Here is a 24182-nt window from a genome sequence, read left to right as displayed (position 1 = left end):
CGGGAAGGTTACTTTGGGAGGATGTTCTCCCGCGCGAAGTACGCCGCCGCACGTTTCAGGATCTCGTTCTCCATCTCAAGCTGCCGGTTCTTCCGGCGCAGCTCGGCAAGCTCCTTCTTCTCCGCACTGGTCAGCTTTGTGGTTGAGCCGTTCTCGTCGGCGTCGGCCTGGGTCATCCAGTTGCGCAGGCAGGACTCGCTGATCCCCAGGTCTTTGGCCAGCGCAGCGACCGGTTTGTCGCCCAGGCGGGCCAGCTCGACGGCACGCTGACGGAACTCAGGCGGGTGTGGTGCGGGCATCGGAACATCCTCCCTGGTGACCGTCGGTCATCTCAGGCCAGGTGTCCGGACAACCGGGGGAAGCTCAGCGGTGCTTGAACAACGTCGCGACGGGCCTAGACCCGGCCACGTACGCTAAATGGGCTCAGTTGCCGCTCCGCGCCGGGCTGATCCGTGTCGGCTGCCCGACGTTCCTCGCCGAGGTCCTCAGCGCGGCGTCCGCGTTCGGCGTCAAACAGATCCTCGGCACCCTCCCGCATGCCCAGTTGTACAAGACCATGCGAGTCATGATTCCGCTGGTGTGCACCGACTTGGGCGTCTGCCCGGCACGGACGGACGTCGTGAAGACCTACGCCTCACCCGCACTCGGCCAAGAACTGAAAGCGTTCGTCGCCGACCTCCGCAGAGCAGGCGCGACCGGATAAGTCGATCGCAGCTCCCAAGCTGATCAGCACGACGATCCGCGACGGGCACCTTCCGGTGGCCGCCGCGCCGATATCCAGTTTGAGTCGCAGCACTTACCGTAGGCGGCAAGCGCTGCGAGCTCGACGGCCCGGCGCGAAGCGATCAGGAAGGTGCCCCAGTTATGCGTCAGGTCGACGAAGCCTTTTAGGTCTCACGACTTCCGCTAGGCCGGTAGGCGGAAAGCCTCAGCTGCCGCGGATCGGGTCGCGAGTCAGCCGCTCCCGCACCTGCGTCGGCAATACTCCGTTGTCCCAGAGCACACTGGCGAACTCTTCGCGCGGCAACTCGCCCGCGATCCCCTTCGCCATGCCGCGTAGTTCCTTCCATGCTCGCACCACGTCATGCGCAACGTCCAACATCCGCTTCGGCAATACCAGATGGACCTGAGCGGCCGCGATCGGCACGGCATCCGGGTCGACCACGCCACGCGGCGTCACGATGATCGAGACGCTGCCGCTGGGCGGGGCTTCCACACCTCGGTCTGCGGCCAACGACGCAAGCTGGGTGTTGGTCTGCCGCACGTAATCCATGCTCAGCATCCCCTCGGGCTCCTGCTCACTCTTGGCCTCGACGGTCATCCAGAGCGTGCGCCACATCCAAGCCGCGTCGGCCCGACCCTTTTCCGCTGGCTTGAACGACTCCGCCCCCAGGAGTTCGCCGAGCGCCACTAGGCCTCGCTCGTACCTGGACGCCTCTCGCTGGCTCAGGTTCGCCAACATGTTCGAGAAGAAGCTCTCAAACTTCACAGGTGACGCCAACTTGCCGTTGAGCAATGAAACGACGGCTGTCACACCCGCTTCGTCGGCGGGATCCGAGTCGTAGGTCGCGCTCGGGAGCCGGTGGACCTCCTTGAGCCACGTGGTCCCGACGGCGGCCGCATACGCCTTCCGGAGAAAGTCGGCACTGCGCAGGGACGCCGGCGACATGTCGCCCGTCGACGCCAGATCGGACCAGGCGCTGGCGAGGTAGGCCCATAGCGCGCGGTACGGCCGAAGTGTGGAAGCTGTCAGGTTCTCGAACACTTCACCGGCTGTCCGCGCCGCCGACTCCCAGTCCTGCTGCCAGGCGTAGGTCCAAGCTCTCACTTCACGCACAGTGCTCGCGGCGAGCTGAGCCGCGTGAGGCACCGCGACGCGGGTGGCCTCGCGACGAAGTTTCGCCAGTTCCGGTTCAGCGTCTTCCTGCCAGATCCGGTCCTGTTCGAGGGCACTCTCCGCGAGCAGGATCAGGTCGTCAGCCGGGACCTGGCTCTGATCAAGCCCGAAGGTGATCTCCGCTTGCAGCTCGGCCGGCAGCGATTCCCTGATCTCCCTGCGCGAGAGGAACCGCAAGATGTCCGCACCCGTCACCACGACGACGGCCCAGTCCTTCGGCCCCCGAGTACATCGGCCGGCTCCCTGGACGATTCTGGTGCGGACGCGCTCGTCGAGTACCTCCGAAGCACGCAACTTGGTGTCCAGGAACCGGTCCTGCAGGTGCGACGCCGCCGGGAGGCCCGACATCACCATCATGCGGCAGGCGTCAGCGGCGAGGTCCATGCCGTCGTAGCGGCTGGGCGCCAGCAGTGTCCCGGCTTCGGCGTCGACGAACGGCTGGATGCCGGTGTCGGAGTCCTTCGCGGTGAATCGCTCTGCAGCGGGCACGCCCAGCCGGTTGGCGATCTGCGTGGCCGAGTCCTCGTCCGGCGTCAGCACGAGCCGCTTCCGGGACAGGGCCAGCAAGCTGTCGACCAGGCCCGCGACCGGCTCCTGACTGTTCTCCTCGTCATCATCAATGAGGCTGCCGTCGACCGGAACGTCCGCCAGCTCGGGAAATACGAAGAACCGACGCCCGCTGCCGGTTCTGTCCCACGCCGTCGGCACGGGGACGCGTTTGATGTCCGTGCGACCAAAAGCGCGTTCCAGCTCACCGGCACCACCGAGAGTAGCCGAAAGATACAGCCGCTGACCTGGATCGGTGAATGGCTCGTGCTGGAACGTCGGTGGAATCATCGGCCGGATGTAGAACTCACGACGAGAAACGTAGAACAGGCACGAGCCGAGGTTGGCGCGCACCATTCGGAACCGGTAGGCGGAGTCGCCGGTAAGCGCGCTGAGGACGCGATCGATGTCCTCGGTGTGGCGCGCGACCGCGCCGACGGGAAGGAGCCGCACCTCACGGGCATCTACAGCGGGTGAGACCGGACCGACCATTCGTGTGACGAGCGCCGGCTCGACTGATTCCCCCAGCGCGTCGAAGAGCTGCTCGTACTGATCGGTATCCCGGCCGACACTCAGCGCCCACGCCTCGGCGACAAAGCCTTCCGCAGCGTGCGCGTCATCGAAAACCAGCGTCTGGGCGTCGGCCAGGTGCGAGTTGAGATTGAAGATGGCGCTGTAGGTCGTCACGGCGATGGCATCGGCCCGGGTGTACCGCGCGAGCTTGGCCTGGGCCCAGTCCCTGTGCGACCCGATCAGCATGACGGCCGGGATGCCCTGATCGGTCGCCTTCTGCAGGACTTGGCGCGCGAGTTGCCTGGTCGGGCAAGCATAGACGACCCGCTGCCCCAGCGTACGACGCCGCCATTCGGAGATCAGGAGGCCGACGAGGGTCTTACCGGACCCGGTGGGGAGCTCAAGCGCTACGTCCGGGGTGTCGCGGTGATTGTCGGCGTAGGTCCGCAGCTGATCGGCTTGGTGAGACCACAGAGCACCCACTCCGCCCGGGGTGCGCGGGAGCTCGCCGAACAGAGCTTCCGGGTCAGTCGCACCAGCCACCGGCTCAGCCCGGCGCCGGAAGCGCGGCCGCAGGCGGCTGGGGTCCTCGTTCGTCGTCACAGCCGTACTCTCTCGCACCGCGCAACCGCAACGGAATGGGACGGACGCTGCTGAGCTTGCCTCGGCAGGCGGTGAGGCTCCGTCAGACCCTGGGCAGGGAAGATGGCTCAGCATTTATCAGTTCGAATACGAGCGTGCGGCCGCATGCCCGCTCGGCCGACGTAGTACTCCCACTTCGTTCCTCGGCAGTTCGTGGCTCTCCATGTCCCGTCGCGAGACCGTCGCCGGATCGGGCGGCTCGACGGTCTCGTCGCGCGGTTCCATCTCGGGAGACGGTCCGTGAATCTCGCTGCCGGGGTCGAGGTCTCGGAGCCAGTCTCGCTATACCGCTGCTTCAACGCGACGTTCAACAGCTCGCCCGCCAGCAGCAACACGAGCGACGGACACGCCGCCACTGTCACCTGCAGCACGCTCAATCCGGCGATGAGCAGACGTTCGCCACCCACGACAGACAGATACCGAACACGAGCGCCAGCTGCGCTACCCACCGGCTCGACGCTCTTAACCAGCGGGTTCGGGGTTCGAGTCCCTGATGGCGCACTCTACTGAATCGAAGCCCACCTGCGGGTATCCTTGATCACGAGGATCTTGCCGGTGGGCTTTGACCTTGGGTGGGACCAGCGGGGGACCGAATGTGACCGGTTCCACGGGGCATCCGGTCCTCTTAGGACGCCCATAGGGCCCAGCCGCAGCGAAGACGTCCGATTCCCACTGTCTCAACGCCTCAGATATCTTCATGGCACCGAAATCAGGCGCAAGGCGGCCATCTGTTCACTATTGCAAACCCGGAGTCCGGGCCATCAGCCAGCCGGGGTTGAGACTGCCGTCGGCGACTCGCTTCGATCTGCGATTCCCATCTCCCCCATCGGCGGCTCGGCTGCGTCAACGATCTTCTTCAGGTCCTCAGAGCAGCTGGCGCGCAAAGGCCCTTCTACACACGGATCTTGTGAGCCGACTTCCGCGTCGACCCTGGCCTACGGTTCTTCTTCGTCCCGTAGTGGCGTGTCGCTTTCCGGGAGTCGCGTCGGATCTTCTTCGCCGTCCGGCGTGCCGCTTTCATGACCAGGTTGGCGGTGGCTTCGGCGGCCTGATGTGCCAGGCAGGGCAGCACGCTGGTGTAGGTGTCGGCGGTCAGCACGATGCTCGAGTGCCCCAGCATCGCCTGCACCACCTTCAAGTCGTTCCCAGCGGCCAGCGACAGGCTCGCCGCACCATGGCGAAGGTCATGCAGCCGGATCGGCGGCAAGTCCGCCTCAGCGATGAGCTTGCCGAAGGCATGGGTGACGTAGCCGGGACTCATCGGATTCCCGTACCGGTTGACGAACAAGAACCCCGTCAACGCCGCACCGGCCGGTAACCGGCGTCTCCGCTCGGCACGCAAGGATCGCAATGCCGACACCGAAATCCTGTCCAGTGCGAGGACGCGGACGCTGCTCTCGGTCTTCGGCGGGCAGATCACCGTCTGGCCGTTGTGGTCTTGTACCTGGTGTGACACCTGGAGGACGCGGGCGTCCAGGTCGATGTCGCACCATCGCAACCCCGCCGCTTCACCCCGACGCAGACCAAGCAGCGCGACAAGCAGATACAGCACATGCAACGGGTGCTCGAAGCTGCTCTCCAAGAACGCTGCCGTCTGCGTTGCGGTCCAGACGGCCACTGCGGGGTGCTCCCCAGTCTGGCGCCAGTGCGCTTCTCGGCCTTCGGTCCACACCACAGCACGCGGCCGGCGCCCGGAAGGGAGTTCGATCCAATGTGCCGGGTTCCGATCGAGCAGTCCCCGGCGGATCGCACCGTTGAGCGCGGCGTGCAGAACGCCTCGGACGCGCTGCAGCGTCGCGTAAGACAAGGGCCGGGCGCGGCTCGAGTTGGTGCGGATCAGCGCTGCGAACATGGCCTGCACCCGCGCGATCGTCAACGACCGTAACGGCACGCTTCCCAGGTAGGGCTTCAGGTAGTCGCGGACGTGCTGGGTATAGAGCCGCCGAGTCGAGAAGCTCAGGTTCTGGCGCATCTCCAACCAGATATCCAGCCACTGCCCCACCGTCACCACCGCCGTGGCCGGATCGACATCGTCGCCCAGCAGGTACCCCCGGGCTTGCTCCGCGGCGTCCCGCGACGGAAACCCGCCACGCCGCACGCGATGCCGCTGCCCATCGCGGCCCACCGGCAGCTCCAGCGAGAAGTACCACGAACCATGGCCACGTTCGTCCAGGCGCGGGCAGCGGACACCGAGCCGGTGTCCGTCAACCGCATCCTTACAGCTGCAACGCTTGTACACGCCACCCTGTCGAGACATCGCAACCTCCTCAACGCCCCCTGGAGGGCATCGTCCGCTCACCAGCTACGTCGTCGCAACATGGGACTGTCCGCGAAACGGTGTAAGTCTTGATCAAGGATCGAGTTAACGATGATCGAGACAGACACCACCGAGCAGGCAGGCCAGGCCGGCTCGGCGACCAAGACAACTGTCACTGCCGAGGCACCGTCCGCGGCAGCGGACGGCGTCGAAACGACTGGCGTGGACGATGCACTGATCGAGGAACTGTCCGCGCGAGCGAAGGCCGGAGGGGTAGCACTGACCGGCGTGAGCGGGCTGCTGCAGCAGCTGACCAAGAAGCTGCTGAGTCCGCGCTCGAGGGCGAGCTCACCGACCACCTAGGCCAGGCCGGATCACGGCGACGTCGTGGCCGGGTTCGGCATGGTAGGCCAGCTTGTTGCCGCCCGTCTCCCAGCCGACGTTGAGTACTGCTGGAGCGCGTCGACGACCTCGTGCGCGAACGGGCGCCGGTTGAACGCGATCGCGAGCGTCCAGCCGCCCTCGCGCCGCAGCGCGACCTGTTCGGTGTCGGTAACTGACACCGGCCCCGTGCCGAACGCGACGCCGCCGCTACCGTGGCGAGCAGGACACCTCGCGCGTAGTAACGGAGGCGGCGAGGCCGAGCCAGTGACCGGTGATCCACCCATGCCGCTCCAGCGGGCCGCCGTCACCGGTAACAGCACCGTCCGAACCAGACGGCGCCGGCGGATTCCCCAATAGGTCCGGGAAACCGGCGAGCACCGGCACCGGATCGTGGCAGTTCAACTGCCTGGCGAGCTTCGCCGTTTCGATCGTCTTGAACGCGGCGTTAAGCGGATCCGGCACGGTTCGCGGCGCGCGCATGGCGTCCAGAGCACGAGCCGAACGCGGTCGACACCCGGTGTGTAGCCGGTATAGCCGCTCGCCCACGCCTCATAGCGGGACATCCGGACCAACTCGTCGAACTCGGTATCCCCGTCGGGCGCCCCGCTCAGTTCGGCAGAGGCGACCACTCGTCGGCAGCAGGTCCCGCATCATGGCGGCGCGGACAAGACGTGTACACATGCCGTTATCCCACGTGAGCGCGTAGATGGTCGCCCTGGGCGTCTTCATCGTCGCTGCTTCCACGACGCCCAGTCGAATGTTCTGAGGCCTCGACCGGCTGGTCGGCGGACTCGCCACGCACGCCGTGACCGCTGGTGCCGAAGGGTCCGCCGCGCTGTGACCAACGGCCCTCGTGCGCTGGGGGCGGCGCGGTGATGCTGGAGAGGGCTTTCAAAGCCACTACCGGACGGGAGTTGCCATGCGGTTCCGTGATCGCCGGGAAGCCGGCGAACGACTGGCACTCCGGTTGCGTCCGCTCCGCGGCGACCGAGCCGTGGTCCTGGGCCTGTCCGGGGGCGGGCTCGTGGTCGCGGGCCAGATCGCCGACGTCCTCGGTGCGCCGCTGGACATCCTGCTCACCCGCAGGATCGAGGTCCCCGGACCGCCGGCGACGACGTTCGGCGCCGTCGGGGAGGGTGGCCTGCTCGTGTGGGACCACAGCGCCATCCGCCGCTGCGACATCGAGCCCGAGGAGCTCAGCGGGCTCACCGGCCGGGCGCGTGCCGAACTGGCCCGGCGGGTGGCCGTCTACCGCCGCACCGTCGCGCCGGTGCCGATCGCGGGCCGGACGGTCGTCCTCGCCGACGATGGCGCCGCCACCGGGACGACCGCGTATACGGCGATCCGCGTCCTGCGTGCCCGCCAGGTCGGCCGGATCGTGCTCGCGGTTCCGGTCGCCCAGGCGAGCGTCCTCGACCGGCTCGCTCGCGAGGTGGACCAGTTCGCCTTTCTCCGCCCGCTGCCCTGGATGCACGCGGTCCGCAACAGCTACCGCAAGTTCGCCGTGGTCGCCGACGCCGAGGCGCTCGAACTGCTGCACCGCGAACCCCGCCTGCCGACCGAGGTCCATCGGTGAGTTCCACAGCGGGCAGCGAGGTCGACGGGGAGGCACCGGGCGGTTTCGTCGCCGGGTCCGGCGCCGCCGGTGAGTTCGAGGTGGTCGCCGTTCCGGAACCGGTCGGCCGTGTGCCTGGCCAGACGTCCGGCCAGGTCCGCCCCGGAACACCACAGGACGCGGTGTACGTCACTGCCAGGAACTCGGTGAACGGCGACAGTTACCTTCTTCGCCCCGGCGTCACGGCACCGGTGTCCGGACGATGGCCTGGCTGTGCGTCCATCGGTTCCGCCGGTGCGGGGATCCGGCCGCCGACGGCGGCCGGACTTGGTGGCCGAGAATTGGAGACCGGCCCGAAGCAGGATGTCCAAAGCCGCAAAACCTCCAGCATTTCGCGGCTTCGCCCCTCACATCGGCGACGAAGACCCGGACTCCCTCCGCTCCGCGGAGATCACGAGCTGATCGAGCAGCAAGGCCGCGACGCCGAATGCCGGGGTGCGCCCGTCGACCACGAGCGCGACCTCCGCCTCGGTGGGGCGGGGGAGGATGTCGTAGCAGGCGACGCCGGCCAGGTGGAAGGGCAGGAAGCACCACACCGCGGTGTGCCCGGCATCGAAGCCGCGCGACAGCTTCGACGAGAGCTCAGCCGGCTTGGCGACGCCGAGGAACCGGAGGTGCCGGTCGCTGCCGGAGAGCCGGGCTTGCTGAGCCAGGACTGCCGCGGCGTCGCGGGCTTCGAGCCTGCGCACCCAGGCGACCTCGCCGTCGGGGAGCAAGGACCTGGATCGATGGAGTCGGTCGCGGTGTCTCCCCATGGGCCGGCTCCCGGTATCGCCCGGCTTCCGGGTCCTGTCACAGCGTGGGTTCGTCCAGTGCGGACCACAAGGGTCCGGTCGAGGTCGGTCCGCAGGTCGAGCCCGCGCACCGTCCGGTAGGCGGCGACGATCTCCCGCCGTGCGGTGACGAGCGACTCGAAGCGCTTCGCGGCAGTCTGCACCCCCCGGCGTGCTCAATGCGCTCCAGAGCCGTGGTGATCCGGAACGGCGCGCAGCACGCGTTCATCGATCTGGGCTGGAAGTTCGGTATGGATCCGGATCACCGCCCCTGGTTCCTCACATCCGGCGAGTAGACCCCGGTCCACGATGCTCTGACCTTCTCGGACAGAACACTGCGGAGTCCGGGTGGTCGCCTGCGATCAGTGTTCTTCGGCCTGGGTTCCGTTCACAGCCGCCACCGGCGGCACGATCGGCGCCGTGGCAGTGGGCTTCGGGGTGCTCGCGCTGGCGGCCTCGCGGGCGAGGAAGGAGCCGAGTTCGCCGATGGTGCTCATCAGCGGGGCGGGAAACACGACGGTCGTGTTCTTGTCCACGCCGATCTCCACCAGACTCTGCAAGTTGCGCAACTGCAACGCCAGCGGGTGCGCCATCATCGTGTCCGACGCCTCACCGAGCGCCGCGGCAGCGAGCGATTCGCCTTCCGCGCTGATGATCTTGGCGCGCTTCTCGCGTTCCGCCTCGGCTTGGCGGGCCATCGCCCGTTTCATCGTCTCGGGCAACTGGATGTCCTTCAGCTCCACCAAGGTCACTTCCACGCCCCAGTCGAGCGTGGTGACGTCGAGGATCCGGCGGATGTCGACGTTGATGCTGTCGGTTTCGGACAGGGTCTCGTCCAGCGTGTGCTGCCCGACGACCTTCCGCAGCGTGGTCTGGGCGATCTGGTCGATCGCGGCGTAGACGTTTTCGATCGCGACGACGGACTTCACCGCGTCCCGCACCCGGAAGTAGGCGACCGCGGACACGTCGACGCTCACGTTGTCGCGGGTGATGATGCCCTGGGACTGGATCGGCATCGTGATGATCCGCAACGGCACGCGGCGCAGCACGTCGACGACCGGGATGATCAGCCGCAACCCCGGCTCGCGCACGCCCAGCACCCGGCCGAGCCGGAACAGGACACCCCGCTCGTACTGCTTGACGATCCGCACCGCCGACGCCAGCAGAACCAGCAGCGCAACGACGATCACAACGATCACGACAACATTCATGATGCTCCAGAATTCACGAGCAGGAGCCGGCGGAGGATGCTCAGCCGGAGAGCTTCACCTGGTTGTCGACCGCGGTCACCCCTCGGGCGAACCACGCGGTCTGCTCGGCCGAACGGCGTTCGGCCGGGGTGAGTACCTGGCCGGTCAGGGTGACCTTTCCATCGTCGACGCCGATCTCGACGTGCTGGGCGGACCCCGGCGCGTGCCGGGCCAGCGCCGCGGTGATCTTCGCTTTGATTTCGGCCGGCGCGACCCCCGAATGCCTGAGCGTGATCAGGTTCCGCACCCCGCTGATCCCGGGAAGCGCGGCGACCGCCTGGCGGGCGGCTTCGCGCTGGTAGTGCCAGTCCACCGTGCCGCGCAGCGTGATCACCCGGTCGCGCACGTCGACCTGCACCGAGTCCTTCGGCACGACGACCGTGCGACGGTCGAACACGATCATGGCTTCCCGGGCGAGATCCATGTCCGCCGGGACACCGTGGTCGTGCCGGACGAGGATCTTGTCCGCGGTCGTGGTCACGCCGTGGACCCGGGTCGCCGCGCGCAGGGCCTCTTCCTTCTCGGGGTAGGTGCCGACATGTCCGGACAGCGTCGCGACACCGCCTGCGACGGTCACGCCGATCTCTTCGGCGTTGACGCTGGGGGTCCAGGCGAGCTCATCGATGACGGCGGTCTTGAGCTGATGATCGGGCCTGTGCTGGATCTGTGTCATCCCTTCACCGTGGTCCCTCCCGAGCCACCCGGCCTAGAGGCGCCGGACCTTCGTTCAGGGGTCGTTCGGCGCGGCCGGGCGTAGCCTGGAGCGGTGGATGACAGCACGCGGCACGACCGGCACGTCATCACGGTCTTCCTGGTCGACGACCACGAACTCGTGCGGCGCGGGGTCGCCGAACTCATCGACGACGAAACCGACCTGACGGTCGTCGGGCAGGCATCGTCGGTCACCGAGGCCATGGCCAGGGTGCCCGCGCTGCGCCCGGACGTGGCGGTGCTGGACGTGCGGCTTCCCGACGGCAACGGGGTGGAGCTGTGCCGCGACCTGCGCGCGGCGCTGCCCGGTCTGCGGTGCCTGATGCTGACCTCCTTCACCGACGAGGATTCGATGGTCGAAGCGGTCCTGGCCGGCGCCGAGGGCTATGTGATCAAGGACGTGAAGGGGCTGCAGCTGGTCGACGCCATCCGCCGGGTGGGATCCGGTGAGACCCTGCTCGACGGCCGGGCGGTCGCCGCGCTGGTGGCCGAGTTGCGGGCGAAGACCGGCAAACCCGGCCCGCTGGCGGGGTTGAGCGAGCAGGAACTCGTCCTGCTCGACCTGCTCGGGGAAAGCCTGACCAACCGGCAGATCGCCGAGCGGATGTTCCTGGCCGAGAAGACCGTCAAGAACTACGTGTCCCGGCTGCTGGCGAAGCTCGGGCTGGAGCGGCGGTCCCAGGCGGCGGTGCTGGTCACCGGGATCCACGACGCGCAACGCCGTCCGGGCAGCCGGCGCTGAACGGGTGCTCGTCGCTGATCACCACGTCTTCGAGCCGCGCCTGCGCCGAGGACGGTACCGCGGTGCCGTGGCCGAGGCGCAGCATGATCTGGGGCCAGAGCCCGCCGCCGAGCAACTGCCGCAGCTCACGCCGGGCCGCCGGCACCGCCATCGCCTGCGAGGAGAGCGCCGCCGAGATCCCGGCGACGCCGGCCGTCAGCAGGACCCGCTGCATGGCCTGGCCGGCCTGGAGCCGGGCGAGGGCGGTGTCGTGCAGGGTGCCGATGACCACGACCAGCCGCTCGGGCTCGACGTCGAGATCCGTTCCGCCACCGGGGCCGGGCGTCGCCGGTGGGACTTCCGTGCGGCGCATGATCTGCCGCAGCTGCGGCACCTGATCGGCGGTGACCGTGGCCAGCCACGCGCGTTCCCGCTCGGCGCCGCGCCGGAGCTGCCGCTGCACCGGATCGGGCACGACGGCGGCGGTGAACGGACGGCGGTTGCTGTGCCGGTCGGTGATGGCCTCCGCCAGCAGTTCGTCGTGTGGTGCGATCGTCTCGTGTCCCTGCGGCCGCACGACGGCGAGCAGGTCGGGCCGGTCCGCCGTGGGGAACAGCCGCACCTCGGGGTGGCTGCCTTGCGCCTGGATCGCCAGCCGCAGGTTCAGCAGGGCCGCCCCGCAGTTCAGGAGCCGTTCCCGCTGATCGCTGTCGGTGCTCGTGGCGGGGGAATCCGCGTACAGCTCGATGGCGTCCGGCGTGCACTGGAACCGCCAGGGCCGGGCGGTCCGCAGTGGCGGGGGAGCCGTCGCCGCGAGCAGGACGGATCGCATCTGGTTCGCGCTGAGGTGCCCCACGGGCATCACACCGGTCTTCATGGGACAGCTCCGAGGTTCGCCGGGGTTTCGCTTCCTGCCCACCGTCCGCCCGGGCCGGACTCCGGGCCAAGAGCCGAACGGCCTCCGGTGCCGGGCGAAGGTCGTCGGTTGCGAACACGGTTCGGTTCGGCCGGATCCCGCCGCGGGCCGGATCGCTGTGCCAGTGTGGTGACATGCCCGAAGAGATCGTGTCGGGCCGGGACCGGATGGCCGCGCTGCCCGCGGCCGTCCTCGCGTTTTCCGCCGGTCTGCAGCTCGAGACGACGCTGCACCGGATCGTGACCGCCGCCGCCGACCTGGTCGACGCCCGCTACGGCGCGCTGGCCCTGCTCGACGAGGACGGCCGGACGACCGCGTTCGCCGTCACCGGCGTCGGCGACGCCACCCAGGACCGGATCGGTCCGCCACCGGCCGGCCACGGGCTGCTCGGCACGCTCGTGACCGGCCGCGATCCGGTGCGCCTGGCCGACCTGGGCACCCATCCGGCGTGCGGCGGGTTCCCGCCGGGCCACCCGCCGATGCGCAGCTTCCTCGGTGTCCCGCTCCTGGTGCGGGGCGCGGTGCTCGGACGGTTGTACCTCAGCGGCGAGCGGCCTTTCACCGCTGACGACGAGCGGGCGATCGTGGCGCTCGCGGCGGCCGCCGGGATCGCCGTGGACAACGCGCGGCTGTACGGACAGGCCCGCAGCAGGCAGCGGTGGCTGGAGGCCACCGGGGAGATCTCCGCTGAGCTTTTGGGCGGAACCGACGTCCACGAGGTGCTGCGCCTGATCGCGAGCCGGGCCGCCGAGCTCACCGGCGCCGACGACGCGCTCATCGCGCTGCCCGTGGAGCCCGGTGGAGCGCTGGTCGTCGCGGTGTGCGCCGGACCGGACGCCCACGCGCTGACCGGCCACCGGATCCCGCTCGGCGGAACGACCTCGGGCGCGGTGCTGCGCGACCACGTGCCGCGCAGTGTGCCGGGCCTGACTTTCGACCTGGGCGACGGTGTGGGCGTGGACCTCGGGCCGGCGCTGGCGGTGCGGTTGCGGTCCGGCGAGTCCACTGCCGGGGTGCTCCTGGCGATCCGCGCTCCCGGGGCGGCGCGGTTCGACGAGCACGAGCTCCAGATCGTGTCCGCCTTCGCCGACCAGGCCGCGCTGGCGCTGCGGGACGCCGAAAGCCAGGCCGCCCGCCGCGAACTGGACGTCGTGGTGGACCGCGACCGGATCGCGCGTGACCTGCACGACCAGGTGATCCAGCGGCTGTTCGCGGTCGGCCTGGGCATCGAGGGCACCCGCCGCCGGAGCGACTCGCCCGCGATCGACGTCCGGCTCAGCCAGCACATCGATCAGCTCCAGGACGTCATCGAGGAAATCCGTGGCGCGATCTTCGACCTGCACGCCGAACCGGGAGCCGGGCGGGGGCTGCGTGCGCGCCTACAGAACGCGATCCTCGACACGAGCGCCGACTCCGCGATCCGGACGACGGTGCGGCTGTCGGGATCGTTCGATCGGGTGCCCGCCGGTCTGGCCGAGCACGCCGAGGCTGTCGTCCGCGAAGCCGTCACCAACGTCCTGCGGCACGCGCAAGCCGCCGAACTGGCCGTCACCGTATCCCTCGACGGTGACCTGGTCGTCGAGGTCACGGACACCGGGATCGGGATGCCGGTGTCCGTGGCGCGCAGCGGGCTCCGCAACCTCGAGCGGCGAGCCGCGGAAGCGGGCGGGTCCTTCCGGGTCGAAACCCCGGCCGGCGGCGGCACCCGTCTGATGTGGACTGTCCCGGTACCCTGACTCCGGTATTGCCGCAGTCCGCGGAAATCCCTCTCATTCGTGCCGGGCCCGGATAGCCCGGCCCACGCCGGAGGCCGTGCGCGCACGACAATTGTTCACCGCATTCGTTCCGGAATTGTGTCCATGGTGTGCAGCAGACGCACCGCGAGCGCCTGGCAGGCATTGTCCGACAATTTCGTGTTCTCCTTCAGAACATCCCGCACCAATTTGACCCGCAGGTCATATCGGGATACAAAGGCTACGTTCGTGGTCATGATATTCCTTCACCGTTCCTCTTGCCCGCCGACGCAGACGCATCCGCGGTTGAACCCACTCGCCACGGTGGCCGTGCACTAACGGCGTGCGATCGCATCATGGGAGTCCCGCGCGTGCGCGTGCGCCGCTCCGGTCGAGCCGCCGGTCTCAGTACCGGCGCTACCCGGTTCCACATCGGTCCCCGGCATGGTGGCTTCTTCCATCGTCGGCGAGTGAACGCGTCGACCCCCGCCGTCATGACGGCGGAAACCCACGTCGGCCGGCCCGCTGGTACGACGCCGGTGTCATGAGCGGGCGCGGCGTCCGGACGGGTCGTGTGCACGGGTGCTTTCCGCGCGGGGCCATCGTTGCGGGCCGGGTTCGGTGCCGCCGCCGGTGGACGGTGCCGGCGTGTACACGGGGTGGCGGAACAAGCTGCCGTACCGGCTGTCCTGGGGCGTGGTGAGCGTGCCGGGACGAGACTCCTCAGCGATGGGATGGCTGAACAGCGAACTGTCCATTGTGGAAGTAGTAATCGGGGGATCCTTTCGTGGACGCCACCGGAGGTGACGTGGTTCAGGCGGGCAGCGGTACGCGGCCGCCACGTGGGGCGAGCAGGTGCGCGCTGTCGTCGGCGTTGTCCCCGCTCGCGGCGGTCACGAGGACGTGCTCCGCGGCCTCGGAGCCGGTCTCCGGCGGGACGACCACCAGCGTCAGCCGGTGGCGGTCCCAGCCGACCACCGTCAAGGTGCCGGCAGGCTGGGACCGGAATCCCTCGAGCCGGACGACGTAGTCGTCGACGACGATCCGTCGGTGCGGTGCCGGCCAGTCCGCGAGGTGGTAGGTGACGCGGTCGATCCGCCCCAGCCGACCGGTCACCACTGCGAGCAGCGCGGGCAGTTCGGCGGTCAGGTCACGGGTGCGGGGCCACCACGCGCCATCGACGTGTCCGGTGGCGGGCGCCTCCGGCTTCAGCCGCAGACGTGGTTCGGTGGCCGGTGGAGTGGGAAGGGCGGTGTTCGGGCCCGACGTCATGTCGGTGCTCCCGTCTCCGGCTGCTGGTACTGGCCGAATTGGGGCCGAGGACGGCGCAGGTTCGACCACTCGCGCACGAAAAGCTCTCGGACACCACCCAGCGTACACGACGCCTTCGCGGAGTGTGTTAAAACTGGCATCTAGCAAAAGGGGCCACCGTGCACCAGCTCAGTCTCGGCGTCATCGCGCGTTCACGGAAAGAGAACGAACGGCGGCTGCCGATCCACCCGCACCACCTCGACCGGATCGACGCCGACCTCCGCACGTCCCTCTACCTCGAACACGGCTACGGCGAACCCTTCGGCGTGCCCGACGAGCACCTCGCGGCCACCGTCGCGGGGATGCGCACGCGCGAGCAGCTCATCGCCGAGTGCGACGTCGTCCTGCTGGCCAAGCCGCTTCGCGAAGACGTCGCCGAACTGCGGCCCGGCCAGGTGCTGTGGGGCTGGCCGCACTGCGTGCAGGACGTCGAGCTGACCCAGCAGGCCATCGACCGGAAGCTGACCGTCATCGCCTTCGAGGCGATGAACCACTGGCGGCGCGACGGCTCATTCGGCCTGCACGTCTTCCACAAGAACAACGAACTGGCCGGCTACTGCTCGGTACTGCACGCCCTGCAGCTGATCGGCTCGACCGGCGACTACGGCCGCCGGCTGCGGGCCGTGGTGATCGGCTTCGGCGCGACCGCGCGCGGGTCGGTGACCGCGCTGAACGCGCACGGGATCCACGACGTCGACGTCCTCACCGCCCGCGGCCTCAGCGCGGTCGGCTCGCCGATCCACTCCGCGACGATGGTGCACATCGACCACGACACGACCAACCCGGGCGACCTGCGCCGCAGCCACGCGGTCACCGCCCGCGGCCGGGTACCGCTGGCCGGGTTCCTCGCCGAGCACGACATCGTGGTCAACTGCGTGCTGCAGGACACCGGCGCCCCGCTGACCTTCCTCATCGAGGACGACCTCGCCGCCTTCGCCCCGGGAAGCCTCATCGTCGACGTCTCCTGCGACGAAGGCATGGGCTTCAGCTGGGCCCGGCCCACGACGTTCGCCCGGCCGACCTTCCCGGTCGGCGACGGCGTCACCTACTACGCGGTCGATCACAGCCCCTCCTACCTGTGGAACTCCGCGACCTGGGAGATCAGCGAGGCCCTCCTGCCCCACCTGCGGGCGGTCCTTTCCGGACACTCCACATGGGACGAAAACGAAACCGTCCGGCGCGCCGTGGAGATCCGCGACGGCACGATCCGCAACCCGGCGATCCTGGCCTTCCAGCACCGCACACCGGAATACCCGCACCAGCGCCACTGATCGCCCGCGACCGCGTAGCCTTTCGAGCCGCCCGCGGCCCGAGAGCCCGCCGCCTTCGCTCCACGAGCTGCTGTGCGAGTTGGGGCGTCGCCGGAGACCGGCGGAACCAGGATGGCCGTGACCCGGCTCTGCGCCTGCCGATCAGCTCATCCGAGCAGGTCAAGCGGCATGCCGGCACTCGTGGATCACTCCGGCAAGCCGGTCTTGTCGACGTACGTCAAGGTGGGACCTCCTTCCGGGGCCGGTGATCGGCGCGGTGGCGCCGGCGTCCTCCAGGCCCATCGCGAAGTTCCGCAGCGCCTGGACAGTCCACGGTGGGTGGGGTGCGGCGACGTTGTTCCGAATTCGAACGCGGCGGGTTGTGTGTTCGACGGCGGCGAGGATGTACTGGCGTCGACCGGTCAAGGTGATGGACTTGATGAAGTCGCACGACAGCCGGTCGGCCGTCTCCAGCAGCACAGCACCACGCCTTGGCACGCGAGGGCCGTTGGTCACCGGTGGGCAGACCGTTCGGCGCCTTTCCGCATGCTTCGACCGCCGGACCACCCCGGCGTCCGGTCGCTGCCGCGAAGCCGGCCGAATTCAAAGCCCACACAGGACCGAACCGTCGAGTTCAGTGAGGGTGGCTCGTCGCCGACTGGGTCAGCACGGCCGCGGGGGCGAGATCGCGGTCGGCCAAGGCGCGAGCCACGTCGCTGAGCCGGAGATTGTTCCGGCGGGCGTAGCCGCGCAAAATCGTGAAGGCCACGTCCATGGTCAGCTGCCCGCTGACGGCGAGAACGCCCTTGGCCTGCTCGATGATCACCCGGCTGTTCAACGCGGTCTGCAGCTGCTCGGAGAGAATCTCGCCCTGGCGGACCGCTCGTTCGTGGAGGATACCGATGGTCGCTGTGTCGGCCAGCCCCTGTGCCAGCGCGACGTCGTCGACCGACAGCTCACCCGGTGCGTGCCCGAAGAGGTTCAGCGCCCCGATCGTGTGCTTGCGCAGCCGCAACGGCAGCGCATGCACCGACGCGAACCCGTCCCTGGCCGCCTCGGCCGCGAACCGCGGCCACCGCCCGGCCTGCGCGGCGATGTCGGCCACCAGCACCGGCGTGCTGCCGGTGAAGCACTCGACGCACGGGCCCTCGTCGATGTTGAGCTGGAACAGCTCGAGCAGCCGCGCCTGCTCGGTGGACGAGGCGAGCACCTGCAGGCCGCCCCGCTCGTCGGCCAGCGTCAGCCCGGCTGCCGCGACGTCGAGCAGCTCCACGCACTGTTGCACCAGCGTGTGCAGCAGATCAGCGACGTCGTAGTCGTCGACCAGCGTGTCTGCCAGCGCGACGAACGCCCGGGTCACCTGTCGTTCACGGTCGGCCATGCCCACCATCTCCTGGTTCGTCGACTGCCTTCATAGTGGTCCTCACCGGAATTCCTCGTCCAGTCGCAGCCGCCCGGCCACGATGTCGCCCGCGACCTCGAGCAGGGGACGTCCGTGTCCGAACGCGTACGCCCGCAGCCGGGCCAAGGCCGCGGAAGCCGGCAGGTCCAGGTACGCGATCAGCATCCCGGTGGCCTGGTGCACCTCCCGGTACCGCATCGCCGCCCCTTCCATCCACCGCCCGTCGCCGTCGAGCCAGCGGCCACCGCCGGCCTCCAGCCCCGACAGGGCGAGCGCGGCGACGTCGGCCACCTGCAATGCCGTCGCCAGCTCACCGGGACTCAGCGAGCCCGGCGTCGAGCGATAGGTGTCGAGGGTCGCCACCCGCACCGCCCCGATCTGTACCGGGAACGTGAACAACGCGGCCACCGGCTGCGCCGCGGCTTCGGCGGCGAACACCGGCCACACCGGTGGCGGCCCGGCGGCCAGATCCGGGACCAGCACGGGCCCGCCGAGGACGTACGCCTCGAAACACGGCCCCTCACCGAGGGAAAACTGCAACTCCGCCAACGCCATGCTCACCGGGTCACTGGCGTAGACGATCTCGCGGTGCCCGGCGTCGACCATCATCGACACCGCCGCGCCGTCCACCGGCAGCAGCCGCACGCACGCCCGGCACACCCGGCCGACGACGTCGACCCCGCTGCCGGCGCCGTCCTCGCCCAGTGCGGCCAGCACGTTCGCGCGCAGGACCTCGACCTCAGCCACCGCGAGCCCACGACCTCCGAGCGACGCGTTTCCTCATCCGGTTCCTTCCGAGTCGGCGTTCGTGATCGCCACACCAACTCGGACATGACCAGGCCCGGATCAGCACCGCTTCCGCGGCTGCGTCCGCCCACCGTACCCTCCGCCCCGGGCCGGGCCACGCCATCACGGCACCGGCGGCGCGGCGATGTGCCGGCGCAACGCGGCCAGTGCCCGATGCTGGCTCACCCGCACCGCGCCCGGGCCGGCAACGCCGAGCGCAGCCGCCGTGTCCCCGGCGGACAGACCGAACATGACCCGCAGGATCACGACGTTCCGCTGCTGCGGGGCCAGCAGGTCGAGCAGGAGGTGCAGCCGCTGCCGCCGCTCCAGATCCTCGACGTTGCGGAGCGGCCCCGGCTGCCCGGAGGGCACCGGGGCGAACTCCGGGACCGGGACGCTGACGTCGGCACCGTCCCGGCGGTGAGCGTCGATGACCTTGTGCGCCGCGACGCCGTAGACGAAGCCCAGGAACCTGCCGACACCGTACCGGTAGCCCGGCAGGGCGCCCAGCACGCCGAGCAGGATCTCCTGCGCGCAGTCGTCCGCGTCGCTGTCGCGGTCCCGCCGGTCTCCCAGCCGGGCGCGGCAGTATCGCAGCACACCCGGCTGCAGCAGACCCAGCAGCGCGTTCGTAGCGGTGCGATCGCCCGACACCGCCGACGCGAGGAGCGCACCATCGACCAGCGCCATGACGTGCTTCTCCCTCGGTCAGCTTCGGGTGGTCAGGTACGGAGCGGGATCGCTGCCGGCCTTCGCCCCGCTGTCGAGCCAGCGGAGGAACCCGCGCCGGTCCCGTCGTTCGATTTCGTCGAGGAACTCCTGCCGACGCTGGACGACGAGCCGGCGCGCCGGCTCGTCGGTGGCCAGCAGCAGGAGGAAGTAGCTGCGCCGCCAAGCCACGCACAGCTCCTCGGTCGCCATGTCAGCCACCGGTACGGGCGACGCGGGACGAGAGACCGAGACGCCGGGTGGCTCGGACGCGGCCGACGGCGCGGCCCGGTGGTAGCCGGCCCACAGCCCGCCGAGGACGAGCAGGACCAGGACGGCCGCCGTCAGCCCGCCGCCCACCGTGGCCAGCAAGCCGGCGACGACCAGGCAAGCCATGACGAACGCCGCCGCGGTGGCCGCACCCACGGGCAGATCGGGCCCGCTCGCCGCCGCACCCCCGCGCAGGATCCGCGGAGCGCCGAAAGCGACAAGGATCCCCGCCCCGGCTCCCAGCAGAGCCCACTCGGCCAGGACCTCGCCCGGCAGGGTCCGGGCACCGATCATGGCCAGGACGCCAAGCGGGCCGGTCAGACCGGCCACCACCACGCGTCCCGCCATCGTGCGCCTCACCGTCCGGGCCGGGGCACCAGCCGGACAGCCGACGCCGGGAAACCAGGATCGCCGAGGTCTGGGGCGGTGTGCACAGTCTAGACCTCGGGGTCCGGCAACGCGGTTCAGTTACCCGGTTGCCTTCGCCGAGCGGCCACCTCGGATGGCGGGGATGTCCTCGGCGCTTGCCGTAGCGCCCGGGTCCGCGCCCGGTGGCGGCGTCCTGCGGGGTGTCCGCGCCACGACGAGCAGCGGCAGGCGTCGTTGTTGCGTGCCGATGAGGTCAGGGTGTGCACCGGCACGACGTGAATCCCTTCCAGCCGCATGAGGTGGCCTTCCACCACGACATTGCGATGGGTGATCTCCCAGCGGTCGCCGGGTGGTAGCTGATCCGCTCGACCTGGCCCATGCGGTTCCGCGCCGCCGCGATCACGTCGGTGAACTCGACGCCGGCGTCGCGGGAGCGCGGCCACCATGCCCCGTCGACGTGCCCGCCGCCGGCTGCCGGTCTCAGCTGCAGCCGGACCTCGTCGCGCCCGGTGGCCCGCGCGGCACGAACGGCCCTCATGATCGGGCGCCGTCCGGCCGGACGGCGCTCGGGTGCTTCCGGGGTGTCTCGGTGAGCGGGCCGCGCTCCGGCTTGCCGAAGCCGCGGGGTGCCGGGCTGTAGCCGGGGTTGACCTTGTGGGCGAGACGTTCGGGTTTGGGCCAGCGGACTTCGGTGGCCCAGCCGAACTTCTCGAAGAGCCAGATGAGCCGGGCGGACGTGTCGAGCTGGCCACGGCGGACACCGTGACGGGCGCCGGTGGGGTCGGTGTGGTGGGAGTTGTGCCACAACTCCCCCATCGACGCGATGGCCGGCGGCCAGAAGTTCGCGGATTTGTCGCGGGCGGCGTAGGGCCGGTCGCCGATCAGGTGGCACAGGGAGTTCACCGACCAGGTGACGTGGTGCAGCACCGCCACCCGCACCAAGTTCGCCCAGAAGAACGCGGTCAGCGCACCCGACCAGGACAGCGTCACCAGCCCGCCGAGCAACTCCCGGGGCGAGCAGCGTGGCCACGGTGAGCGCGGGGAACCGGCGGTCGACCCGGACGATGTCGCGATCGGTGAGCAGGTCGGGGGCGAAACGCTGCGCGTTGGTCGTCTCCCGGTCGAACAGCCGGCCCATGTGGCGTGCCGGATACCCTTGGCCAGCGCGGCGGCGGACGTGCCGTAGCGCCACGGGGAATGCGGGTCGCCGTCGCGGTCGGCGTAGGCGTGGTGACGGCGGTGATCGGCGACCCAGTCGATGACCGGGCCCTGCATGGCGATGCTGCCGGTGACGGCGAGCGCGATCCGAAGACCACGGTTCGCCTTGAACGCGCCATGGGTGAAGTAGCGGTGGAACCCGACCGTTAGCCCAGCCCGGTCAGGAAGTAGGACCCGACCGTCAGGGCAACGTCGGTCCAGCCCAGGCCCCGCCCCACGCGAACGGCACCGCCGCGGCCAAGGCCAGCAGCGGCACGACCGCGAACAGCTTCACCAAGAAGGTTTCGGTGCGGGTCTTCTCACCCGCCAGCATCGGCTCCGCGGCCCTGGCCTGAGCGCTGACCGGCCTTCGATGGTGTTCGTCATCTCCATCGCTCTTCCTGCTGACGTACCTGCTCGCCGGGTCCCGGCACGATCAAGTCCGGGATAGCCCCTCGGGAGCGCTCCGAACAGTGCTGCGCGAACACGACCAATTACTCTGTGTGCACACTCTAGCGTGGCGAGCATGGAGCACCCCGAACCCGACACCCGAACCCTCGAACGCGGCCTGGGCGAGTACGTGCGCGCGGTCGCGGCCGCGGTCGGCGTCCCGGCCGAGAGCACGACGGTGGAGATCAGCGACACGGCCACCGCCTACCTCGGGTTGCCCCGGCGGTGGTTCGACCGGCCCGATCACGACGTGATGCTGGTGTGGAGCGAGCGGCGAGGCTGGTCGCTCGCGGTGGAAACCGATCCCGCCGACGACCCGGTCGTCATCGCGCGCCACGGCGACGACCTCGTGCCGTCCCCGGGCGCGGTCGCGCAGTTCGTCGCCGACACCGTCGCCGGGCACCAAACCGGCCAAAAGGGGGTCGGCCCGGCGACCCCTGCGACCCGCAGGTCGCTGGCCGAGCGGCTGAGGCCCTACCTCCACCAGCCACGGTGACCTGGAACACCGAGGTGGTCGTCATCGGCAGCGGGCACCCCGGCATCACCTGCTCCGAACCGGCATGCGGTCAGGCGCCGAGACGGCTGTAGATCCGGCTGGCCATGGTCGCGGCGAGCTGGTGCAGCTTGTCCGCGGGGTCGAGCTGGGCGTACTGGCCCAGCAGTTCGGCCACGGCGTACGCCTCGGTGCCCGACAACAAGGCGACGCAGCGTTCCCGGCGACCTCGATCGATCAACCGGCTGAGAGCGTCGGCGTAGTCCTCGCGGTTGCGCACCGCGGCGAGCTCGAACGGTTCCTGCCCGGCGACCTGGTCACTCATCGCGCTGTCCTCCCTGACCGCGTGCTCCGGGGCCTCCACCCAGGAGCTCACCTGCGACTCTGCGAGGGTGAAGTACCCCGTTCGGGTCGCGCAGTAAATCTATGTCGGCCGGATTAGACATTCACCGCTGGGTGTGTGTAGAGTCCTCCTCGTACCGAGAGAGACAACGTCAAGCAGGCGCGGGAGAGGACGTAACTACCCGCGAAGTGAGACAAGCGGTCAGGCAGGACGGGGCCAATCGGTGAACAGGTCTCGGCTGGTGACCGACAGCAAGACCCGGGACCGGGTTGTGAAGATGAAGTCAGAGGTAACGGTCCCGGCGAGGTAGTGCAGGACGCGGGCGGAGTTCGAGTGCCCGCGGAGCAAGGCAGTACGCAGTAGTCAGCTAGTCCGCAGTATCAGCAGTACCCGCAGTTGGATAGATCGCAGTATGCAGTGTTGGACAGCCAGGTGGCCGGGACCGATCAAGGTAAGGGGTTCCGGGCAGTGGCCCGCGGTGTTACGCGTGCTGGGGCCGATCGGTGGAAAGGGTTCCAGCCGGTGATGACCGCGACAGCAGTACACAGCAAGAAGGAAACACAGGAAAGAAGGGAAAGGGCACATCATCGGATCGCCCGCAGCGGCTGGGCAGTAGCGCCGCGCGGGTACCGCAGTCCCATCGGATTGGCAGGTGGTTCTCGGTTACGAGTCAGCGATCCCCGCGTCATCGGTCTCTCGGCCGGACGACGCGAGTACAGGAAGCCGGCGGTCGCGTCGGCTGACAATGGTGAAACCCAACCCCGGGGACCCCGGGTGCCGTGCGCGGCACCCGGGGTCCCTTGTGCTGTGGAGGTGGAATGATCCCTGACCAATACGACCCGGCCCGACCCGCGGCCGACAAATTCGATGACGAGCACTACCCCGGCTACACCATGGGCCGAGCCGCCGAGATGCTCGGCACGTCCCAGAACTTCTTGCGCAGCCTCGACGAAACCGGCCTGATCGAGCCACAGCGCTCCGCCGGCGGACACCGCCGCTACTCCCGTCACCAGCTGCGCATCGCCGCACGGGTACGGCACCTCGTCGACGAGGGCACGGCCATCGACGCCGCCTGCCGCATCATCTCCCTCGAAGACCAGCTGCACGAAGCCCAACGACGCAACACCCGTCCCCAACCGGCCGCAAGCTGAGCCGCGAGGTGTACCGCGAACACCTCGCGCGCGGTGCACCTCGATCGACCGCCGAGGTCCGCTCCGTTGCTCGTCCCTGGCGTCGACGCTGGGGAAGAGGTGCGTCTCTGCGGGGTGACTTGTTCGGTCGCCGTGCGAACCGGACCTTGCGACGGGGTGCCGTGTCCCGTCCGGAATCGGAAGTCGGCGCGACTCGCACCGGCGAGACCGTCAATCCGGCTCCGGCCGGGCGGTCAGGCTGCGCACACCCGAGCTGAACACCGCGAGCAGGGGCACGGCGAGCAGGGCGCCGACGATGCCCGCGGCGACGAGCCCGGCGGTGAGAGCGAGGACGACGGCCAGCGGATGCAGCCGGACCGCCCGCCCGAGCAGCAAGGGTTGCAGGACATGGCTTTCGACCTGCATGACGCCGACCACGACGGCGAGCACGATGACAGCCGACAACGCGCCCTTGGTCACCAGGGCCACGAGGACGGCGACCGCGCCGGCGATCA

The 24182-nt window shown here is 69.4% G+C and carries 29 protein-coding genes; 8 read left to right on the top strand and 21 right to left on the bottom strand.

Annotated features, from left to right (window positions below; all coding sequences use genetic code 11):
• Nucleotides 1-8: 8 nt before the first annotated feature.
• Nucleotides 9-299 carry a transposase gene (locus ACZ7OH_RS26325; RefSeq protein WP_470283216.1) on the bottom strand — a complete coding sequence of 97 codons (291 nt, stop codon included), beginning with the start codon at nucleotides 297-299 and terminating at the stop codon, nucleotides 9-11.
• 74 nt (nucleotides 300-373) lie between these two features.
• Here ACZ7OH_RS26325 and ACZ7OH_RS26320 point away from each other — a divergent pair, with 74 nt between their 5' ends.
• Nucleotides 374-703, top strand: a complete 330-nt coding sequence (locus ACZ7OH_RS26320) for a hypothetical protein (protein ID WP_470283215.1) — start codon at nucleotides 374-376, stop codon at nucleotides 701-703.
• Between the two features lie 225 nt (nucleotides 704-928).
• On the opposite strand, the gene ACZ7OH_RS26315 is transcribed toward ACZ7OH_RS26320, so the two are convergent.
• Both ACZ7OH_RS26315 and ACZ7OH_RS26310 read right to left on the bottom strand, forming a co-directional pair.
• A complete protein-coding gene (locus ACZ7OH_RS26315; RefSeq protein ID WP_470283214.1) occupies nucleotides 929-3559 on the bottom strand; it encodes a DEAD/DEAH box helicase in 2631 nt (876 codons plus the stop codon).
• 931 nt (nucleotides 3560-4490) lie between these two features.
• Entirely contained in the window at nucleotides 4491-5855 is a 1365-nt protein-coding gene (locus tag ACZ7OH_RS26310) for a tyrosine-type recombinase/integrase (protein ID WP_470283213.1), read from the bottom strand.
• A gap of 111 nt (nucleotides 5856-5966) precedes the next feature.
• Between ACZ7OH_RS26310 and ACZ7OH_RS26305 the strand changes: the two genes are divergently transcribed.
• On the top strand, nucleotides 5967-6218 hold the full coding sequence (locus tag ACZ7OH_RS26305; RefSeq protein ID WP_470283483.1) for a hypothetical protein: 252 nt from the start codon (nucleotides 5967-5969) through the stop codon (nucleotides 6216-6218).
• An 11-nt stretch (nucleotides 6219-6229) separates the two neighbouring features.
• Here ACZ7OH_RS26305 and ACZ7OH_RS26300 read toward each other — a convergent pair whose 3' ends face one another.
• Together ACZ7OH_RS26300 and ACZ7OH_RS26295 are read right to left on the bottom strand one after the other, a co-directional pair.
• Nucleotides 6230-6418, bottom strand: a complete 189-nt coding sequence (locus ACZ7OH_RS26300) for a hypothetical protein (protein ID WP_470283482.1) — start codon at nucleotides 6416-6418, stop codon at nucleotides 6230-6232.
• Between the two features lie 28 nt (nucleotides 6419-6446).
• Nucleotides 6447-6719: a hypothetical protein gene (locus ACZ7OH_RS26295; RefSeq protein ID WP_470283212.1), complete on the bottom strand. Its 273-nt coding sequence runs from the start codon at nucleotides 6717-6719 to the stop codon at nucleotides 6447-6449.
• 439 nt (nucleotides 6720-7158) lie between these two features.
• Between ACZ7OH_RS26295 and ACZ7OH_RS26290 the strand changes: the two genes are divergently transcribed.
• Nucleotides 7159-7815, top strand: coding sequence for a phosphoribosyltransferase (locus ACZ7OH_RS26290; protein ID WP_470283211.1), 657 nt, complete (start codon nucleotides 7159-7161; stop codon nucleotides 7813-7815).
• A 386-nt stretch (nucleotides 7816-8201) separates the two neighbouring features.
• Here ACZ7OH_RS26290 and ACZ7OH_RS26285 read toward each other — a convergent pair whose 3' ends face one another.
• The 3 genes from ACZ7OH_RS26285 to ACZ7OH_RS26275 all read right to left on the bottom strand — a co-directional run bounded on the left by ACZ7OH_RS26285 (nucleotide 8202) and on the right by ACZ7OH_RS26275 (nucleotide 10550).
• The gene (locus ACZ7OH_RS26285) at nucleotides 8202-8543 is read right to left on the bottom strand and encodes a hypothetical protein (RefSeq protein WP_470283210.1); all 342 of its coding nucleotides are present in this window, start codon (nucleotides 8541-8543) and stop codon (nucleotides 8202-8204) included.
• Nucleotides 8544-8989: 446 nt separating this feature from the next.
• Nucleotides 8990-9838, bottom strand: coding sequence for a slipin family protein (locus ACZ7OH_RS26280; RefSeq protein WP_470283209.1), 849 nt, complete (start codon nucleotides 9836-9838; stop codon nucleotides 8990-8992).
• A gap of 40 nt (nucleotides 9839-9878) precedes the next feature.
• Entirely contained in the window at nucleotides 9879-10550 is a 672-nt protein-coding gene (locus ACZ7OH_RS26275; RefSeq protein ID WP_470283208.1) for a BON domain-containing protein, read from the bottom strand.
• Between the two features lie 93 nt (nucleotides 10551-10643).
• On the opposite strand from ACZ7OH_RS26275, the gene ACZ7OH_RS26270 reads away from it, so the two are divergent.
• The gene (locus tag ACZ7OH_RS26270) at nucleotides 10644-11330 is read left to right on the top strand and encodes a response regulator (protein WP_470283207.1); all 687 of its coding nucleotides are present in this window, start codon (nucleotides 10644-10646) and stop codon (nucleotides 11328-11330) included.
• Here ACZ7OH_RS26270 and ACZ7OH_RS26265 read toward each other — a convergent pair.
• The gene (locus tag ACZ7OH_RS26265) at nucleotides 11284-12186 is read right to left on the bottom strand and encodes a hypothetical protein (protein ID WP_470283206.1); all 903 of its coding nucleotides are present in this window, start codon (nucleotides 12184-12186) and stop codon (nucleotides 11284-11286) included. The two genes, ACZ7OH_RS26270 and ACZ7OH_RS26265, sit on opposite strands and share 47 nt — an antisense overlap.
• A 173-nt stretch (nucleotides 12187-12359) precedes the next feature.
• Here ACZ7OH_RS26265 and ACZ7OH_RS26260 point away from each other — a divergent pair, with 173 nt between their 5' ends.
• Nucleotides 12360-13961, top strand: coding sequence for a sensor histidine kinase (locus ACZ7OH_RS26260; RefSeq protein WP_470283205.1), 1602 nt, complete (start codon nucleotides 12360-12362; stop codon nucleotides 13959-13961).
• 95 nt (nucleotides 13962-14056) lie between these two features.
• Here ACZ7OH_RS26260 and ACZ7OH_RS26255 read toward each other — a convergent pair whose 3' ends face one another.
• Both ACZ7OH_RS26255 and ACZ7OH_RS26250 read right to left on the bottom strand, forming a co-directional pair.
• Complete coding sequence (locus ACZ7OH_RS26255; RefSeq protein WP_470283204.1) at nucleotides 14057-14215, bottom strand: DUF6307 family protein; 159 nt, start codon at nucleotides 14213-14215, stop codon at nucleotides 14057-14059.
• Nucleotides 14216-14771: 556 nt separating this feature from the next.
• Nucleotides 14772-15230 carry a DUF5994 family protein gene (locus ACZ7OH_RS26250; RefSeq protein ID WP_470283203.1) on the bottom strand — a complete coding sequence of 153 codons (459 nt, stop codon included), beginning with the start codon at nucleotides 15228-15230 and terminating at the stop codon, nucleotides 14772-14774.
• Between the two features lie 158 nt (nucleotides 15231-15388).
• On the opposite strand from ACZ7OH_RS26250, the gene ACZ7OH_RS26245 reads away from it, so the two are divergent.
• Entirely contained in the window at nucleotides 15389-16540 is a 1152-nt protein-coding gene (locus ACZ7OH_RS26245) for a N(5)-(carboxyethyl)ornithine synthase (RefSeq protein WP_470283202.1), read from the top strand.
• Nucleotides 16541-16699: 159 nt separating this feature from the next.
• Here ACZ7OH_RS26245 and ACZ7OH_RS26240 read toward each other — a convergent pair whose 3' ends face one another.
• The 8 genes from ACZ7OH_RS26240 to ACZ7OH_RS26205 form a co-directional block, all read right to left on the bottom strand.
• Nucleotides 16700-16999: a hypothetical protein gene (locus tag ACZ7OH_RS26240; RefSeq protein WP_470283201.1), complete on the bottom strand. Its 300-nt coding sequence runs from the start codon at nucleotides 16997-16999 to the stop codon at nucleotides 16700-16702.
• A 154-nt stretch (nucleotides 17000-17153) separates the two neighbouring features.
• On the bottom strand, nucleotides 17154-17900 hold the full coding sequence (locus ACZ7OH_RS26235; RefSeq protein ID WP_470283200.1) for a GAF and ANTAR domain-containing protein: 747 nt from the start codon (nucleotides 17898-17900) through the stop codon (nucleotides 17154-17156).
• 42 nt (nucleotides 17901-17942) lie between these two features.
• Entirely contained in the window at nucleotides 17943-18668 is a 726-nt protein-coding gene (locus ACZ7OH_RS26230) for a GAF domain-containing protein (RefSeq protein ID WP_470283199.1), read from the bottom strand.
• Between the two features lie 162 nt (nucleotides 18669-18830).
• Entirely contained in the window at nucleotides 18831-19397 is a 567-nt protein-coding gene (locus tag ACZ7OH_RS26225; RefSeq protein WP_470283198.1) for a sigma-70 family RNA polymerase sigma factor, read from the bottom strand.
• A gap of 18 nt (nucleotides 19398-19415) precedes the next feature.
• Nucleotides 19416-20033, bottom strand: a complete 618-nt coding sequence (locus ACZ7OH_RS26220) for a hypothetical protein (protein WP_470283197.1) — start codon at nucleotides 20031-20033, stop codon at nucleotides 19416-19418.
• 274 nt (nucleotides 20034-20307) lie between these two features.
• Nucleotides 20308-20592 carry a DUF5994 family protein gene (locus tag ACZ7OH_RS26215; protein WP_470283196.1) on the bottom strand — a complete coding sequence of 95 codons (285 nt, stop codon included), beginning with the start codon at nucleotides 20590-20592 and terminating at the stop codon, nucleotides 20308-20310.
• Nucleotides 20589-21473 (bottom strand): acyl-CoA desaturase, encoded by an 885-nt coding sequence (locus ACZ7OH_RS26210; RefSeq protein WP_470283472.1) that lies wholly within the window; start codon nucleotides 21471-21473, stop codon nucleotides 20589-20591. The genes ACZ7OH_RS26215 and ACZ7OH_RS26210 overlap by 4 nt, the downstream gene beginning before the upstream one ends.
• Nucleotides 21454-21585, bottom strand: coding sequence for a hypothetical protein (locus ACZ7OH_RS26205; protein ID WP_470283195.1), 132 nt, complete (start codon nucleotides 21583-21585; stop codon nucleotides 21454-21456). The genes ACZ7OH_RS26210 and ACZ7OH_RS26205 overlap by 20 nt, the downstream gene beginning before the upstream one ends.
• A gap of 192 nt (nucleotides 21586-21777) precedes the next feature.
• Between ACZ7OH_RS26205 and ACZ7OH_RS26200 the strand changes: the two genes are divergently transcribed.
• Nucleotides 21778-22197, top strand: a complete 420-nt coding sequence (locus ACZ7OH_RS26200) for a DUF6292 family protein (RefSeq protein WP_470283194.1) — start codon at nucleotides 21778-21780, stop codon at nucleotides 22195-22197.
• Between the two features lie 70 nt (nucleotides 22198-22267).
• On the opposite strand, the gene ACZ7OH_RS26195 is transcribed toward ACZ7OH_RS26200, so the two are convergent.
• Nucleotides 22268-22519 (bottom strand): hypothetical protein, encoded by a 252-nt coding sequence (locus tag ACZ7OH_RS26195; RefSeq protein WP_470283193.1) that lies wholly within the window; start codon nucleotides 22517-22519, stop codon nucleotides 22268-22270.
• Between the two features lie 836 nt (nucleotides 22520-23355).
• Between ACZ7OH_RS26195 and ACZ7OH_RS26190 the strand changes: the two genes are divergently transcribed.
• Complete coding sequence (locus ACZ7OH_RS26190; RefSeq protein ID WP_470283192.1) at nucleotides 23356-23688, top strand: helix-turn-helix domain-containing protein; 333 nt, start codon at nucleotides 23356-23358, stop codon at nucleotides 23686-23688.
• Between the two features lie 210 nt (nucleotides 23689-23898).
• Here the strand turns inward: ACZ7OH_RS26190 and ACZ7OH_RS26185 are convergent.
• Nucleotides 23899-24182 (bottom strand): AI-2E family transporter (locus ACZ7OH_RS26185; protein WP_470283191.1); only part of this gene is annotated, 284 nt, incomplete at its 5' end.

The sequence above is a fragment of the Amycolatopsis sp. NPDC114478 genome (assembly GCF_055633805.1).
The sequence above is the reverse complement of the archived record's forward strand: the minus strand, read 5'-3'. Positions and strand labels throughout refer to the sequence as shown.